Origin of the sequence: Mesorhizobium salmacidum (SeqCode), assembly GCF_037179605.1 — a bacterium.
Lineage (GTDB): Bacteria > Pseudomonadota > Alphaproteobacteria > Rhizobiales > Rhizobiaceae > Mesorhizobium > Mesorhizobium salmacidum.
On sequence record NZ_JAPYKS010000012.1, the window covers coordinates 16,069 to 31,821 of the forward strand.

Here is a 15,753-nt window from a genome sequence, read left to right on the forward strand (position 1 = left end):
GCCGCGCCGCTGGCGCGGCCGGGACAAACCAACCCTCCGAGCGCCCCCAAGGAGCGTCCGGCGAGATGAGGAAGCGGACCGCCCATGCTGCGATTCCTGCTCACGCGCATAGCGTCGGCAATACCGGTTCTCGCTATTCTGAGCCTCGTCACCTTTGCCATCATCCAGGCGCCGCCTGGCGACTATGCCGATTACATCCGCTCGCAATTGATCAACCAGGGCGGAGCCTCCTTCGCCGAGGCCGATGCGCAGGCTCAGGCCTATCGCGTCGAGCACGGCCTCGATAAGCCGCTGCCCGTCCAGTATCTCAACTGGATCGGCGGCATCGTCACCCACGGTGATTTCGGCTACAGCCTCTATTACAACAAGCCGGTGGCCGACGTCGTCGGCGAGCGCCTGCCGCGCACGCTGCTTCTGGCTTTGGTCTGCCATCTGCTCGCCTCGGTGCTGGGCATCACCTTCGGCATCTGGGCGGCGACCCGGCAATACACCTGGATCGACTCGACCCTGTCGGCGATTTCGTTCCTCGGTATGACGGTGCCGCGCTTCCTGATGGCGCTGATCATCGTCTATCTCCTGGTCTTCCAGTTCAATGTCTCGGAGATCGGCTCATTCTTCTCGCCGCAATATGGCGGCGCGCCATGGTCGTGGGCGAAGTTCGTCGACCTGGTCAAGCATGTCTGGCCGGTGGTGGCGATCGCCACCTTCGGCGGCCTTGCCTACAATATGCGCGTCATGCGCGGCAATCTGCTCGATACGCTCAACGCGCAATATGTCGAGACGGCCAAGGCCAAGGGCTTGACCGGGAGCGCCGTCGTGATGCGCCACGCCGTGCCGAATGCCCTGCATCCGCTGGTCATGTATCAGGGCGTGGTGCTGCCCTATATGCTGACCGGCGAGATCGAGACGGCGATCATCTTCGCGCTGCCGACCGTCGGTCCGGCGATCGTCGGCTCGATGGCGGTCGGCGACGTCTATGTCACCGCCACCTTCATGATGGTGCTGTCGGCGACGCTGATCGTCGGCAACATCATCGCCGACATGCTGCTCGTCCTGCTCGATCCGCGCGTGCGCCAGTTCGGGGAGGGTTAGATGCTGGCACGAGATCCTGCACCACCGCCACTGCCAGCCGAGCGAGCCACAGTGGCGCCCGCACGCGGCAATGAGAGCTACATGGCGCTTGTCTGGCGCCGGCTGAAGCGCTCCTGGACCGGCATGGCCGGGCTTTGGCTGGTCGTGCTGCTCCTGGTCATGGCCGTATTCGCCGAATTCCTGGCGCCGATGGACCCGAAGGCGACCGATGTCGGCTTCGCCCCGCCGCAGCTTCCGTCCTTCCACGACAAGGACGGCAATTTCGTCGCGCGGCCGAGGGTCTATGCACTGTCTGATTCGGCCGACCTCGATCCGGTCACTTTCCAGCCCATCGTCGGCCCCGACTACGACCACCCGAGGCTGCTTGGCTTCTTCGTCGAAGGCGCACCGTACAAGCTCTTCGGACTGATACCGGCGAACCGGCATTTCTTCGCCTCGACGGATGGCCAGCCGGTGCATTTCCTCGGCACCGACAAATTCGGCCGCGACGTGCTGTCGCGCGCCATCCACGGCTCGCGCGTCTCACTGATGATCGCGCTGACGGTCGTCTTCATCATCACCGTCATCGGCACCACCGTCGGCATGGTCTCCGGCTATTTCGGCGGCCGGTTCGACGTCTGGATGCAGCGCTTCGTCGAACTGGTGCTCGCCTTCCCGCAACTGCCGCTCTACCTGGCGCTGACGACGTTGATCCCGGTCACCGCGCCGACCAATGTGTTCCTCGCCTTCGTCATCATCGTCATGTCGGCGCTGGGCTGGGCGCAGATGTCGCGCGAGGTGCGCGGCAAGACGCTGGCGCTGGCGCGCATAGAGTATGTGCGCGCCGCCATGGCGGTCGGCGCGACAAACCGGCGCATCATCCTGCAGCACATCTTTCCCAATGTGATGAGCCACGTGATTGTCGCCGTGACCCTGGCGATCCCGACGGTGGTGCTGCTCGAATCCTTCCTCGGGTTCCTCGGTTTTGCCGTCAAGCCGCCGCTGATCTCCTGGGGCCTGATGCTGCAGGACACCGCGACCTATTCGGTCATCGGCACTTATCCGTGGATCCTGTCGCCGGTCGGTTTCGTGCTCGTCACCGTCTTTGCCTTCAACGCGCTGGGCGACGGCCTGCGCGATGCCGTCGATCCGTATTGAGGGGACCGGGATGACCATTGTACTCGCCGAGCCCTTCGCACCAGCTTTCCGCCTTGACCATGATGGGCGCCAGGGAGAGCCCGTCATCGATGCCCGCAACATCGAGGTGGCCTTCAAGGTCGAACACGGTGTCGTCGAGGCGGTCAAGGACATCTCGTTTCAGCTCTATCGCGGCGAGACGATAGCGATCGTCGGCGAATCCGGTTCCGGCAAGTCGGTGACGGCGCGCACCGTCATGGGGCTGCTATCGCGCCGCGCCACCGTGTCGCCGAAATCAAGTATCTGTTACGACGGACGGGACATCCTGAAATTCCCCGAAAGCGCCCGGCGCAAGCTGCGCGGCAACCGCATCTCGATGATCTTCCAGGAGCCGATGAGCTCGCTCAATCCGATCTATACGGTCGGCAGCCAGATCGTCGAGGCAATCCGGGTGCATCGCAAGGTGAGCCGCAAGCAAGCCTGGGCGCGGGCGCTCGAGCTGCTGCGGCATGTGCAGATCCCCGAACCCGAAGCGCGGCTCAAACAATATCCGCACCAGCTCTCGGGCGGGCAGCGGCAGCGCGTGATGATCGCCATGGCGCTCGCCAACGATCCCGACGTGCTGATCGCCGATGAGCCGACGACCGCGCTTGATGTCACGGTCCAGGCGCAGATACTCAACCTGATCCGCAATCTGCAGAAAGAGCTGCGGATGGCGGTGATCCTGATCACCCACGATCTCACCGTGGTGCGCAAGTTTTCCGACTACGTCTATGTGATGCAGCACGGCGAAATGTGCGAGCACAACGTCACCGAACGGCTCTTCGCCGCTCCGCGGCATCCCTACACCCAGCGGCTGCTTGCGTCCGAGCCGCGCGGCCGGCCGCAACCGCTGCCCGAGAGCAGCGGCACCATCCTCGAGGCGAACGGTGTGCGCGTCTGCTTCATGCTGCGCCACGGCACGTTCCTGAAGCCGGACTGGCGCGAACTGGTTGCCGTCGACGACCTCGACCTCAAGCTTTGCCGCCACGAGACGCTGGGACTGGTCGGCGAATCCGGTTCCGGCAAGACCACATTCGGCCAGGCGTTGCTGAGGCTGACCGACGCCAAACGCGGCGAGATCCGCTTCGATGGCCAGCCTATCCATGGCCTGTCGCGAGGCGAGATGCGGCCGCTGCGTTCGCGCATGCAGATCGTCTTCCAGGATCCGTTCTCCTCGCTCAACCCGCGCATGACGATCGGCCAGATCATCGAGGAAGGGCTGATCGTCAACAGCATCGGCGCGACACGGCGTGAGCGGGTCGAGCGGGTGCGCGAGGCACTGGTCAGTGCCGGCATGCCGGGCGATATCCTGTCGCGGTTTCCGCATGAGTTCTCCGGTGGCCAGCGCCAGCGCATCGCGATTGCGCGGGCCATAGCACTCGAACCCGAATTCATCCTGCTCGACGAGCCGACATCGGCGCTCGACCTCTCCGTCCAGGCGCAGATCATCGACCTGCTGCGCAAGCTGCAGGACGAGCGTGGTCTGAGCTATCTCTTCATCTCGCACGACCTCAAGGTGGTGCGCGCGCTGTGCCACCGCGTCATCGTCATGCAGCACGGCAAGATCGTCGAGCAGGGCCCTGTCGACGAGGTCCTCACCAATCCCAAGACCGCCTACACCGAACGGCTCGTCAGGGCCGCTTTCGACGTGGCCTGAACACATGCCGGAGGTTACATTGGCAAGACATCCCAGGATCACTTTCATCGGCGCCGGTTCGACGGTGTTCATGAAGAACATCGTCGGCGACGTGCTGCAGCGCCCGGCACTTTCGGGCGCCACGATCGCGCTGATGGACATCAATCCGCAGCGGCTGGAAGAAAGCGCCGTCGTCGTCAACAAGCTGATCGCCACACTCGGCGTCAAGGCGAAGGCCGAGACCTACACGGACCAGCGCAAGGCGCTGGCGAGCGCCGATTTCGTCGTCGTCGCCTTCCAGATCGGCGGCTATGAGCCCTGCACCGTCACGGACTTCGAGGTGCCGAAGAGATACGGGCTGCGCCAGACGATCGCCGATACGCTCGGTGTCGGTGGCATCATGCGGGGCCTGAGGACCGTGCCGCATCTGTGGAAGATCTGCGAGGACATGCTTGCAGTCTGCCCGCGGGCGATCATGCTGCAATACGTCAACCCGATGGCGATCAACACCTGGGCGATCTCAGGGAAATATCCCGAGATCAGGCAGGTCGGGCTGTGCCACTCGGTGCAAGGCACGGCGATGGAACTGGCGCACGACCTCGACCTTCCCTACGACGAGATTCGTTACCGCTCGGCTGGTATCAACCACATGGCCTTCTACCTGAAGTTCGAGCATCGCCAGCCGGACGGATCCTACCGCGACCTCTATCCCGATCTCGTGCGCGCCTATCGCGAAGGTCGCGCGCCGAAGCCCGGCTGGAACCCGCGCTGCCCCAACAAGGTGCGTTACGAGATGCTGACGCGGCTGGGCTATTTCGTCACCGAAAGCTCGGAGCATTTTGCCGAATACACGCCCTATTTCATCAAGGACGGCCGCCCCGATTTGATCGAGAAATACGGCATTCCGCTCGATGAATACCCCAAGCGCTGCATCGAGCAGATCGAGCGCTGGAAGGACCAGGCGCAGGCGTATAGCTCGGCCCAACGTATCGAGGTCGAGGAGTCCAAGGAGTATGCCTCCTCGATCATGAATTCTGTGTGGACCGGCGAGCCGTCGGTGATCTACGGCAATGTCCGCAACAATGGCTGCATCACCTCGCTGCCCCGCGATTGCGCGGCCGAAGTGCCGTGCCTGGTCGACGCGTCCGGCATCCAGCCGACCTATATAGGCGACCTGCCGCCGCAATTGACGGCGCTGATCCGTACCAACATCAACGTGCAGGAACTGACGGTGCGGGCGCTGATGACGGAAAACCGCGAACACATCTATCACGCGGCGATGATGGACCCGCACACGGCGGCCGAACTCGACCTCGACCAGATCTGGTCACTGGTTGACGATCTCCTGGCCGCCCACGGCGACTGGCTTCCGGCCTGGGCGCGTGGTGATCGCAAGAACCAGGCCGCCTGACCGGCGGCCCTGGCTTCATTTCGGCCCTGGCTTCATTTCGGCTCGTCGGCGTCCGGTTCTTCCTCGTCGTCGCGAGCGGAGATGACATAGGCGCCCTTCAGCCAGCGGTTGAGGTCGATGTCCTTGCAGCGCGTCGAGCAGAACGGATAGGTCTCGCGCGCCGATGGCTTGCCGCATTCGGGGCAAGGGCGCTTGGGCCGCAGTGGCGTGACTTTGTCGTCCGTGCTCATGGTCGCGCAGACAACCAGTTTTGATGGGTCTTGAAACCTTCGCCCGACAGCAGCGCCGCCGTCTCATAGAGCGGCAGGCCGACAATATTGGTGTAGGAGCCGACGAGCTTGACGACGAAGGCGCCGGCGAGACCCTGGACGGCATAGCCGCCGGCCTTGCCCCGCCATTCGCCCGAGGCGACATAGGCGTCGATTTCCTCGCGTGGCAGCCGCTTGAAACGCACCCGCGTCTCGACCAGCCGCTGGCGCATTTTGCCCCCCGGCGTGATCAGGCAGATGCCGGAATAAACCCGGTGCGAACGGCCGGACAACAGCCCGAGGCAGTTGGCGGCGTCATCCAGTGTCTCGGCCTTGGGCAGGATGCGCCGCCCGACGGCGACCACGGTGTCGGCGGCCAGCACGAAGCTTGGCGCATAGTCGGTCTCGGCCTTCAGCGACGCGAACGCCTTCTCGGCCTTTTCCTTCGACAGCCGTTTGGCCAGCGAGCGCGGATGCTCGGCACGCAGCGGCGTTTCGTCGATATCGGCTGGCAGGATGCGGTCCGGCTCGATGCCGGCCTGCTGCAAGAGTTCGATGCGACGCGGCGAACCCGAGGCAAGCACCAGCTTATGCAAAATGCTCATCGCGCTCGGGTCTTGATCTTACTTGAAACGGTAGGTGATGCGGCCCTTGGTCAGGTCGTATGGCGTCATCTCGACCAGAACCTTGTCGCCGGTCAGCACGCGGATGCGGTTCTTGCGCATGCGGCCGGCCGTATGGGCGATAATCTCGTGTTCGTTTTCGAGCTTTACCCTGAACATCGCGTTGGGCAACAATTCCGTGACGATACCCGGAAACTCGAGGACTTCTTCCTTCGGCATTCGATACCTTTGCTTGGATGGCAGTTCCGGCGCCTAGAGCATGATGCCGAAAAGTGTGAAGCGGTTTTCCGACGACATCTTGCTCTACTTCTTTGACCTAGAGTCGAATGATTTCAGGTCGGACAGACCTGAAATCATCCGACTCCAGCCGGAATTTCGGCGGAACCTATATGATAATCGTGCGCTTGTGAACACGCTTAATCCGTCGCGTTTTTTGCTTCGGGAAGCAAAAAACGTCGGCTTATGCGCAACTTCAGCCGCTCGCGCACGTCGCGATAGCTGGCCATGATCTGTTCCCGCGTGCCGTCGGCACCGGTCGGGTCCGGCGTAGGCCAGTATTCCACCTCGACGGCAAGCGAGCGGGTGAGTTCGAGCGCGGCATGGTGCGCCTCCGGCGCCAGTGTCACGATCAGGTCGAAATAGTCGTCCTCGAGATCGTCCAGCGTCCGTGGATGGCGTTCGCCCAGCGTCAGACCGTCTTCGGCAAGCACGGCATCGACGAACGGGTCGCGCTCGCCGGCGCGCACACCCGCCGAGGCGACGAAAATGGTAGCGGGAAGCATCCGGCGCGCCAGCTGCTCGGCCATTGGCGAGCGCACGGCATTCATGCCGCACAGGAACAGGACCGAACGGGGCAGGGCGCCGGCGACCAGGATCAGCCCCGCCAGTGCAGCACGCAGACCAGCGTGAACAGCCGTCGCGCCGTGTCGAAGTCGATGTCGATCTTGCCGGAGAGCCGATCCATCAGTGTCTGCGAGCCCTCATTGTGCAGGCCACGGCGGCCCATGTCGATCGCCTCGATGTGGCTCGGCGTCGAGGAGCGGATGGCGTCGTAATAGCTCTCGCAGATGATATAGTAGTCCTTGACGATGCGCCTGAGCGGCGTCAGCGACAGGATGTGGGTGACGACGGCGGCGCCGTCCTCGCGCGCCACGGCAAAGACCAGGCGGGACTCGGCCAGCGACAGCTTCAGCCGGTAAGGACCTGTACCGCTGTCGTTGACAGGCTTAAAACTGTTCTCCTCGATCAGGTCGAAGATCGCCACCGCCCGTTCATGCTCGACATCGGGCGTCGAACGGCCGATCGATTCATCGAGTTCGACATCGATCAGTTTTGCGCGGGTTTGATCGTAGCCCGTCATGCCGGCCTACATGTTCAGACGTATGGCGACAGAGCGGCCATGCGCGTCGAGCCCTTCCGCCTGCGCGAGTGCGATCGCCGCCGGTGCCAGCATGCGCAACTGCTCCGGTCCGAGCTTCAGGACCGAGGTGCGCTTGACGAAGTCGAGCACGGAAAGGCCCGACGAGAAGCGCGCCGAGCGCGCCGTCGGCAGCACGTGGTTGGAGCCGCCGACATAGTCGCCGATGACCTCGGGCGTGTGGCGGCCGAGAAAAACCGCGCCGGCGTTGCGCATCTTTGCGAGGAAGCCCTCGGCATCGTCGATGGCCAGTTCGACATGTTCGGCGGCGATACGGTCGACCAGCGGCAGCGATGCCTCGATCGTTTCGACTTCGATCACCGCGCCGAAATCGCGCCAGCTCTGGGCCGCCGTTTCCGCGCGCGACAGGCTCTGCAGCTGGCGTTCGACCGCACGTTCGACCGCTTTGCCGAAAGCCGGGTTGTCGGTGATCAGGATCGACTGCGACGACACGTCATGTTCGGCCTGGGCAAGCAGGTCCGCCGCGATCCACTCCGGATCATTGCCGCCGTCGGCCACGACAAGCACCTCCGACGGCCCGGCGATCATGTCGATGCCGACAGTCCCGAATACCCGCCGCTTGGCCGCGGCGACATAGGCATTGCCGGGGCCGACGATCTTGGCCACCGGCTTGATCGTCTGCGTGCCATAGGCAAGTGCCGCGATCGCCTGCGCGCCGCCGACGCGGTAGATTTCGGAGACGCCTGATATATCCGCCGCCACCAGCACCAGCGGGTTGACGATGCCGTGCGGTGCCGGCACGACCATGACGATGCGCTCGACGCCGGCTACCTTGGCCGGCAAGGCGTTCATAAGCACCGAGCTCGGATAGCTTGCCGTGCCGCCCGGCACATAGAGCCCGACCGCCTCGATCGCGGTCCAGCGCGAGCCGAGCTCGACGCCGGCGGCATCCGTGTAGCGTTCGTCCTGCGGCTTTTGCCGCTGGTGATGGGACCGGATGCGGTCACGCGCGAATTTCAGCGCCTCGACCGTGGCCGGATCGGCCTCGGCATAGGCGCCGGCGATGTGTTCCGCCGAGACGGCAACGCCGAGTTCGGCGAGGTCGCCTCCGCCGAATTTCTTCGTGTAGTCGATCAGTGCCGCGTCGCCCTCGGCACGCACGCGCGCGATGATGTCGCGCACCACGGCGTCGACATCGGTCGATACCTCGCGCTTGGTCAGGAGGAACGCGGCGAAACGCTGCTCGAAATCGGCGTCGGACTGGCGAAGCGTGATGGCCATCGTATGCTCAAGCCCTGTGTATGGGGCGCGACGTGGCTTCCCACGCGCCGCCAATATCGGCAAGGCGAGCCTCGATGCATTCGACATCGAGCATGATCGTGCCGCCGCCCGAAAAGATCAGTTCGACGATGCCCGCGGGCTTGCTGATCTCGATGAAGCTGATCGCCAGCAGGGAGAGAATTTCGGCCGGCTTGTCGCGCGCGATGCCGTTGGTCTTGGCGCCCAGCACCCGGTCGAAATGCAGCACGGCCTGCCGTCGCTCATTGTGTTGGCGAAACAGGCCGGATTTGGCTTCCCACACGAAACGGTTCATGGTCAGCACGAAACGCTTGGCTTTGGGCAGGAATTCGAGGTCCGAAACCTTCATCACGGCGTCCTGGAGATGGGCCGAGACGATGCTCAGATCCTGGTCGTCGAGCGCGATCAGTTTTAAGACCATGCGGATTTCACACCTAGAGGTTGGCAATCAGCCTTTCTGTTAGGCGGTCTTTCCGATCGGTGCAACCGCACCAAGAATGCTGCCGGAGGCAATTGCCTCAGGTTTTGCGCACCCCTCATCGGCCCTGCCGGCACTTCTCCCCGTATAGTGGCGGGAGAAGGACGCTTCGCAGATGATTTCGCCAAGGGACCGCGGATCGTTAAGCCGAAATACGCTCGATCACCGCGCCGCAATTGGAAAGCTTTTCCTCCAGCCGCTCGAAACCGCGGTCGAGATGGTAGACGCGGTTGACCGTGGTCTCGCCTTCGGCCGCCAGGCCAGCGATGACCAGCGAGACGGAAGCGCGAAGATCGGTCGCCATGACCGGCGCGCCTTTCAGCTTCGCCACGCCGTCGACGATCGCCGTCTGGCCCGAAAGCGTGATGTGGGCGCCGAGCCGAGCCAGTTCCTGGACGTGCATGAAGCGGTTTTCGAAGATCGTCTCGGTGATGCGCGACTTGCCCTTGGCCATGGTCATCAGGCCCATGAACTGCGCCTGCAGGTCGGTCGGGAAGGCCGGGAAGGGCGCCGTCGTCACATCGACCGGCGAAATGCCGGCGCCGTTGCGCCTCACGCGGATGCCGGAATTGGTCTGCGTGATCTCCGCGCCCGTCTGGGAAATCACGTCGAGCGCCGTCTGCAGCAGCTCCGGCCGCGCGCCTTCGAGCACGACGTCGCCGCCGGTCATCGCCACAGCCATGGCATAGGTGCCGGTCTCGATGCGGTCGGGGATGACGCGCACGCGCGCCCCCGACAGCGCTTCGACGCCGTCGATGGTGATGGTCGGCGTGCCGGCGCCGGAAATCCTGGCGCCCATGGCGTTGAGGCATTCGGCGAGGTTGACGATCTCGGGCTCGCAGGCGGCGTTTTCGAGCACCGTCTCGCCCTTGGCGAGCGATGCCGCCATCATCAGCACATGGGTGGCGCCGACCGAAACCTTGGGGAAGGCGTAACGGTTGCCGACGAGGCGGCCATTCCGGGTCTTGGCGATGACATAGCCGGTATCGACATCGATATCGGCGCCCAGCGCCTGCAGGCCTTCGAGGAACAGATCGACCGGACGCGTGCCGATGGCGCAGCCGCCGGGCAGCGAGACCTTGGCCTCGCCCATCCGGGCCAGCAGCGGCCCGATCACCCAGAACGAGGCGCGCATCTTGGACACCAGCTCGTAAGGGGCGGTGGTATCGACGATGTTGCGGGCGGAGAAGTTGATGGTGCGCGAATAGCCCTCATTCTGCTTCTCGCGGCGGCCATTGACCGAATAGTCGACGCCGTGATTGCCGAGGATGCGGATCAGTTGCTCGACATCGGCCAGATGCGGCACGTTTTCGAGTGTCAGCGTATCGTCGGTCAAAAGCGAGGCGATCATCAGCGGCAGAGCGGCGTTTTTGGCGCCCGAGATCGGAATGCTTCCGGCAAGCTTGTTGCCGCCGACAATTCTGATGCGATCCATTAGAGAATGTCCCTCTCAGCCAGAAAAGGCCGGTTCAATCGTTTGAGTGTATCGGCCCGTCTAGACCATTGACCAATCTGGTTCAAGAATTAGGCTGGTTCAAGAAATAGGATTTCGCCCACCCCGGCCCAAGAGTGGCCGATTTGAGTTAATCTTTCTTCATTTCCTTGGCCGCGCCGAGCCCGTCGGGCCGTTGGTCGGCCTCACCTGTACGGCGCGAGCGCGACTGCGCCTTGCGCTTCTGCAGATTGGCACGCAACTGCTCGGCGAGCCGGCTCTTGCGGGTTGTTTCGCTGCTTTTCGGTGGATTTGTCTTGTCGTTCATCATCCCGCCCCGGTTGGCGACCAGCCAACCCGCCATTCAGGGATAGCCAACATTGTGGCGCCGCCATGTCATGGAAAGCTATCCGGCAAAGGCTTTCACAGAAGCGTTGTTCTTGGCCTTGCGCTTGCCGGTTCGATATGGCAGAAGCCCGCCATCGGCGGCTGCGGTAGCTCAGTGGTAGAGCACTCCCTTGGTAAGGGAGAGGTCGAGAGTTCAATCCTCTCTCGCAGCACCAGTCCATCCCTTTGAAATCGTTCAAGCGCTCGACTTACAAGGCCTCGTTTCCGGGCTTCAGCGTGTCCTGGACAGTCTCGACATTGCGCGCGACGATCGCCAACGCGTCTTCATCGTAACGCAGCGGCAACGTCGCTGTCACCCCAGTGGGTGTCGCCGTTGATCTCCACGGCCGGGAACAGGAATGGGACCGTTGCCGCCGCCAGGATAATGTCGATCGACAATTGGTCGCCTGAGAAAACTTTCACAACATCGGTGCGGGCATTCCAGGCAAGGATGTTGAGTTTCACAGGACAGGTTAGCGGGGCCGTCTCGGTGGTCGCTACAATGTCAAAAAATTTCTTGTAAGCGCCATCAGCTTCAAGTCAGGCTCAATCCTTCTTGAACTCGAATAGCTCGACAACGTTCCCCGATGGATCTTCGAGCAAGATGGCGCGGCCGGCACCGCCGTCGCTGATTTTGCCGCGGAATCTTGCGTCAGCGCGGCGCAACCGCTCAATGAGGACATCGATCTCGGCCGTAACGATCATAAATCGGTTCCACCCGCCCGGCTTTGGATCGCCACCCGCCTGACCGCCGCTCCCAGCACCTGGGGCGCTGAGATACAGCGTCAGGTCATCGCGCAACAGCGCGGCGAACTTGCCCGGATTATGCTTGTCGACCTTGAAATCGAGATTGTCTCGATAGAACGCGACCGCCTCGTCGACATTCTCAACGATGTATCGGACGGATGCCATTCAGCTTCTCCTCCCTGTTGTAACTAAAATGGTCAACTGCACAAAAGGTTTCCTGCGGTGGTGGAACTGAGTACAGGAGCGACTATCCGGGTTGCTGGCAGTCGGCCGGCCCTTGCGGCGCTGCTTGAAACCACCCGTCACGCTGGCACTTCAGGTCTGTCCATACCAGTCGGCAGCCGCCAGCTACAGTGCGATGGCATCCGCCGTTGGCGCGTTCAGCCGGAAGACAACGTGGCTTCCCCAAAGACGAGGCTTCGGCAATCTTCAGTCGAAACGCATGCTCGGCATGACACGATTCATTAACCAAGATGCTGTTCTTCGACATGACGTGTTGTGGGACGGCTGCCTGTTCGCCCGATCAAGCCATCGCCGGAGAGGGCGCTGAAAAGAAGGCTCCGCATCCGGCGAAGACCTCAAATCGCCCGAAACAGGAACGATGTCCAAGGCATGAGCGTGATTGAAAGCCAACAGAACGCGCCCGGCGGTTTCCGCTGGTGGACCCGGTTGCCGGCCTTCATGGTCGCTTTCTTCTGCATGTGCATCACCGATGCGTTCGCCGAAACGCGCTCTCTGCGAATTCAGCATCTCCATACGGGCGAGAAGGCCGAGGTCGTCTTCAAGCGCAACGGGCGTTACGATCAGGCGGGACTGAAGAAGATCAATTTCATGCTGCGCGACTGGCGCCGCAACGAACCGACCAGGATGGATCCGCGTCTGCTCGACCTGGTCTGGCAGGCTTACCGCGCCAGCGGCTCTACAGCCTATATCCATGTGGTCAGCGCCTATCGCTCGCCGGCGACCAACGCCATGCTGCGCGGCCGCTCGAAAGGGGTGGCCCGGGAAAGCCAGCATATGGTTGGCCGCGCCATGGACTTCTTCCTGCCGGATGTGCCGCTGAAAAAGCTGCGCGACATCGGCCTGAAGATGCAGGGCGGCGGCGTCGGCTATTACCCGACTTCCGGTTCGCCGTTCATACACATGGATGTCGGCAATGTGCGGCATTGGCCCGGTATCAGCCGCCAGGAACTGGCCAGGGTCTTCCCGAACGGCAATACGCTGCATGTGCCGACCGACGGCCGACCGCTGCCTGGCTACGACCAGGCGTTTGCCGCCTACAAATCCCGCAAGGCCGCCGGCACGCCCAGCATCGAGCTGGCAAGCGCCGACAACGGCCAGCGCAAGCCGGCGCGTGGTCTGCTGGCAACGCTTTTGGGCGGGCCCGGCGCGGACGAAGCCGACGATGCCGCGCAAGCGGCGCCTGCGCCACGCAACTCGGCCAAGTCCGTTGAACCCAGGATGGCTGGTGAACCCAAGACGGCTGGTGAACCCAAGGCGGCCGGACAGGGCATCGCTATCGTGGCGCCGGAGGCGGCCCAGCGGGCGGACATCCGGATGGCTTCCGCCGATCCGGCTGAAGAAACGCCCGCGAAGACGCCGGAAGCGATTGTCATGGCGATGGCGCCCGGCACGGTGCCGGTACCCGCCTTCGCACCGCGCGCCGGGCTCGCTGCCAGCATTCCAACCCCGCAAACCGTGCCGTTCGGCGTAGCCAGCGCATCCACGGCGGCTGAACCGGCGGCGACCGGCGGCGAAATTCCCTTGGCCAAGATGAATGCCGCCTCCGCGATTGCTGGTGCCGACATGCTGGCGCTCGACATCCCTATCCCGACATGGCGACCCGAAGGCCAGACTGGCCCCGCGCGTCAGCCGGCGGCGGCCAGACCTGCCGATGCAATCGGTGCCTTGCTGGCCATGCATCACGCCGACGACGGTCTCGATCCGCTGGCCGGCCAGCGGGTTGCACTCCCCGCATCGAAACCCGAAGATCGCATCAGGACCAGCCCCAAGGCCGACCGCGTCCAGCCAGGTCTCGATCCCGAAGCCACCGCCGTCAACGTGCCGCTTGAGACAGGTCGCCGCATCACCGGCCGAACCGGCTCGACCATCATTGCCGCCAATTTCATTCGCACGGCGCCGGTGCAGGTCTATCTCGATGGATTCCAGCCACGACGACGGACCTCCGACCACCGCCGCTTCACCGGCTCGGCGGTAAAATTCCTGCCCATCGCCAGCTTCAAATAACAAAGCTTGAGCGCATCCGTTCACTGGCAAGCGAGAAGCCGCCGTCCTGACCGGTGTCGTTGGCAAACGGGTGCCAGTCCGGCTATGAACGGCAAAAGATGTGGAGGCTAGTCAGCTTTTCCGTTGGAGCGCATCATGATCACACGCCGCGCACTTCTCAAAACCGCCGCCATCGCTGGCGCGAGCGGTTTTGGGCTTGCCGCGATCGGCAGGATTGGCGGCTGGGCCGCGACCACGCCTGAACCGGTGGTGCTGCGGACCGCGAAAATCCAGGCCAATCTGATGGATGTCGGCCAGACCAGGGATGTGCTGACCTACGGCAACGCCGGCATGCCTCCGGTGATCAGGATGAAAAAGGGCGAGCCTTTTGCCGCGCGCCTGGTCAACGCCATCGATGATCCGACAACCATCCACTGGCACGGCATTCGCCTGCCGAACAAGATGGATGGCGTGCCCTTCCTGGTGCAGCCTTACGTCTACACCGGCGACCATTTCGACTATGCCTTCACGCCGCCCGACGCCGGCACCTTCTGGTATCATCCGCATTGCAACACGCTGGAACAGATGGGGCACGGCCTGACCGGTGTGATCGTGGTCGAAAACCCGAACGACCCAAAGTTCGACGCCGAATTTGTCCTCAACCTGCGCGACTGGCGCCTTGGCGACGACGCGCAGTTCATCGACCAGTTCCGACCGCGCGATGCGGCCAGGACCGGCACCTACGGCACGGTGCGCACGGCGAACTGGCTCGACCAGCCACAATATGACGCGCCGGCCGGCGGGTTGGTGCGACTGCGCGTTGCAATCACCGATGTCACCCGAATCTACGCCTTTCGCGTCGACGGCGCCGAAGCTGATGTCATCGCGCTGGACGGCAACCCGGTGCCGCAGCGTTTTGCACCCGACGCCCTATTGATCGGACCCGGTCAGCGTCTGGAACTCGCTGTCCGCATGCCCGACAACGAGGGCGCGCTTGTGACCTTGCGGGACGTCAGGGGTACCAAGCCGAAAGCCTTGGCGACGCTGCGCGCGGTTGGAGCTTCCCTCAAACGCGACAGCCGCGATCTCGCACCGCTGGAGGCCAATCCGGTGCCCGAGGTCGATCTCACTACCGCCCAGCATATTTCGCTGGCGCTCAGCGCCACGGCGGAGAACGTCCCGAGCGACAGCATCTGCGGGTCGCTCGGCTACAGTTTCTGGGCCATCAACAAGGTGCCGTGGCCGGGCGATACACCCGATCCGACCGCGCCTTTGGCCGAACTGAAGCTCGGCAAAAGCTACGTCATCGACATGGAGAACCTGACCCCGCAATCGCATCCAATGCATTTGCATGGCATGAGCTTCAAGGTGCTGTCGTCCTCGACGCGTCCGGTGCAGCCGCTGATTTCGGACACTTATCTCATCCAGCCCAATGAGAAGGTGAGCCTGGGCTTCGTCGCCGACAATCCCGGCGACTGGCTGCTGCATTGCCACATCATCGAGCATCAGAAATCAGGCATGACGAGTTACGTCAGGGTGGTCTGAAGCCGTCACGACAATGTCAATTCGCAACCCTGGGCCAATAATGCGCGGCGAAGGCGGATTTTCCCAGCGATTCCGTTGGAAATCGCCGGTCGC

Annotated in this window: 17 protein-coding genes and 1 tRNA gene; 7 read left to right on the forward strand and 11 right to left on the reverse strand. The window is 63.2% G+C overall.

Annotation, left to right across the window (positions count from 1 at the left end; genetic code table 11):
* Nucleotides 1–84: 84 nt before the first annotated feature.
* The 4 genes from O7A60_RS17255 to melA are packed head-to-tail and all read left to right on the forward strand — an operon-like array spanning nucleotide 85 to nucleotide 5,297.
* Nucleotides 85–1,092 (forward strand): ABC transporter permease, encoded by a 1,008-nt coding sequence (locus O7A60_RS17255; RefSeq protein WP_140713390.1) that lies wholly within the window; start codon nucleotides 85–87, stop codon nucleotides 1,090–1,092.
* Nucleotides 1,093–2,229 carry an ABC transporter permease gene (locus tag O7A60_RS17260; protein WP_337107270.1) on the forward strand — a complete coding sequence of 379 codons (1,137 nt, stop codon included), beginning with the start codon at nucleotides 1,093–1,095 and terminating at the stop codon, nucleotides 2,227–2,229.
* Between the two features lie 10 nt (nucleotides 2,230–2,239).
* Nucleotides 2,240–3,907 (forward strand): ABC transporter ATP-binding protein, encoded by a 1,668-nt coding sequence (locus O7A60_RS17265; protein ID WP_337107271.1) that lies wholly within the window; start codon nucleotides 2,240–2,242, stop codon nucleotides 3,905–3,907.
* A gap of 19 nt (nucleotides 3,908–3,926) precedes the next feature.
* Nucleotides 3,927–5,297, forward strand: coding sequence for an alpha-glucosidase/alpha-galactosidase (melA, locus tag O7A60_RS17270; protein ID WP_337107272.1), 1,371 nt, complete (start codon nucleotides 3,927–3,929; stop codon nucleotides 5,295–5,297).
* A gap of 32 nt (nucleotides 5,298–5,329) precedes the next feature.
* Here the strand turns inward: melA and yacG are convergent, their stop codons facing one another.
* The 9 genes from yacG to O7A60_RS17315 form a co-directional block, all read right to left on the reverse strand.
* Complete coding sequence (gene yacG / locus O7A60_RS17275) at nucleotides 5,330–5,527, reverse strand: DNA gyrase inhibitor YacG (RefSeq protein ID WP_337107273.1); 198 nt, start codon at nucleotides 5,525–5,527, stop codon at nucleotides 5,330–5,332.
* Nucleotides 5,524–6,150 (reverse strand): Maf-like protein, encoded by a 627-nt coding sequence (locus O7A60_RS17280; protein ID WP_337107274.1) that lies wholly within the window; start codon nucleotides 6,148–6,150, stop codon nucleotides 5,524–5,526. Before O7A60_RS17280 ends, yacG begins: the two co-directional genes overlap by 4 nt.
* Before the next feature lie 18 nt (nucleotides 6,151–6,168).
* Nucleotides 6,169–6,387: a translation initiation factor IF-1 gene (infA, locus tag O7A60_RS17285; protein WP_006329283.1), complete on the reverse strand. Its 219-nt coding sequence runs from the start codon at nucleotides 6,385–6,387 to the stop codon at nucleotides 6,169–6,171.
* Between the two features lie 197 nt (nucleotides 6,388–6,584).
* The gene (locus O7A60_RS17290) at nucleotides 6,585–7,055 is read right to left on the reverse strand and encodes an arsenate-mycothiol transferase ArsC (protein ID WP_140504733.1); all 471 of its coding nucleotides are present in this window, start codon (nucleotides 7,053–7,055) and stop codon (nucleotides 6,585–6,587) included.
* On the reverse strand, nucleotides 7,043–7,528 hold the full coding sequence (locus tag O7A60_RS17295; RefSeq protein WP_337107275.1) for a UPF0262 family protein: 486 nt from the start codon (nucleotides 7,526–7,528) through the stop codon (nucleotides 7,043–7,045). The genes O7A60_RS17290 and O7A60_RS17295 overlap by 13 nt, the downstream gene beginning before the upstream one ends.
* 6 nt (nucleotides 7,529–7,534) lie before the next feature.
* The gene (hisD, locus tag O7A60_RS17300; RefSeq protein WP_337107276.1) at nucleotides 7,535–8,827 is read right to left on the reverse strand and encodes a histidinol dehydrogenase; all 1,293 of its coding nucleotides are present in this window, start codon (nucleotides 8,825–8,827) and stop codon (nucleotides 7,535–7,537) included.
* A gap of 7 nt (nucleotides 8,828–8,834) precedes the next feature.
* Nucleotides 8,835–9,266, reverse strand: a complete 432-nt coding sequence (locus O7A60_RS17305) for a DUF2948 family protein (protein ID WP_140504728.1) — start codon at nucleotides 9,264–9,266, stop codon at nucleotides 8,835–8,837.
* 199 nt (nucleotides 9,267–9,465) lie between these two features.
* Nucleotides 9,466–10,758: a UDP-N-acetylglucosamine 1-carboxyvinyltransferase gene (gene murA, locus O7A60_RS17310; protein WP_027146553.1), complete on the reverse strand. Its 1,293-nt coding sequence runs from the start codon at nucleotides 10,756–10,758 to the stop codon at nucleotides 9,466–9,468.
* A gap of 148 nt (nucleotides 10,759–10,906) precedes the next feature.
* On the reverse strand, nucleotides 10,907–11,119 hold the full coding sequence (locus O7A60_RS17315) for a hypothetical protein (protein ID WP_181166194.1): 213 nt from the start codon (nucleotides 11,117–11,119) through the stop codon (nucleotides 10,907–10,909).
* A gap of 124 nt (nucleotides 11,120–11,243) precedes the next feature.
* Here O7A60_RS17315 and O7A60_RS17320 point away from each other — a divergent pair.
* A tRNA-Thr gene (locus O7A60_RS17320) sits at nucleotides 11,244–11,318 on the forward strand.
* A 109-nt stretch (nucleotides 11,319–11,427) separates the two neighbouring features.
* Here the strand turns inward: O7A60_RS17320 and O7A60_RS17325 are convergent.
* Together O7A60_RS17325 and O7A60_RS17330 are read right to left on the reverse strand one after the other, a co-directional pair.
* Nucleotides 11,428–11,607 carry a hypothetical protein gene (locus O7A60_RS17325; RefSeq protein WP_337107277.1) on the reverse strand — a complete coding sequence of 60 codons (180 nt, stop codon included), beginning with the start codon at nucleotides 11,605–11,607 and terminating at the stop codon, nucleotides 11,428–11,430.
* Nucleotides 11,608–11,688: 81 nt separating this feature from the next.
* Nucleotides 11,689–12,054, reverse strand: coding sequence for a VOC family protein (locus O7A60_RS17330; protein ID WP_337107278.1), 366 nt, complete (start codon nucleotides 12,052–12,054; stop codon nucleotides 11,689–11,691).
* A gap of 447 nt (nucleotides 12,055–12,501) precedes the next feature.
* On the opposite strand from O7A60_RS17330, the gene O7A60_RS17335 reads away from it, so the two are divergent.
* Both O7A60_RS17335 and O7A60_RS17340 read left to right on the forward strand, forming a co-directional pair.
* Complete coding sequence (locus tag O7A60_RS17335; RefSeq protein ID WP_337107279.1) at nucleotides 12,502–14,136, forward strand: peptidoglycan L,D-endopeptidase MepK; 1,635 nt, start codon at nucleotides 12,502–12,504, stop codon at nucleotides 14,134–14,136.
* A gap of 135 nt (nucleotides 14,137–14,271) precedes the next feature.
* On the forward strand, nucleotides 14,272–15,660 hold the full coding sequence (locus tag O7A60_RS17340) for a multicopper oxidase family protein (protein ID WP_337107280.1): 1,389 nt from the start codon (nucleotides 14,272–14,274) through the stop codon (nucleotides 15,658–15,660).
* Nucleotides 15,661–15,753: the final 93 nt, after the last annotated feature.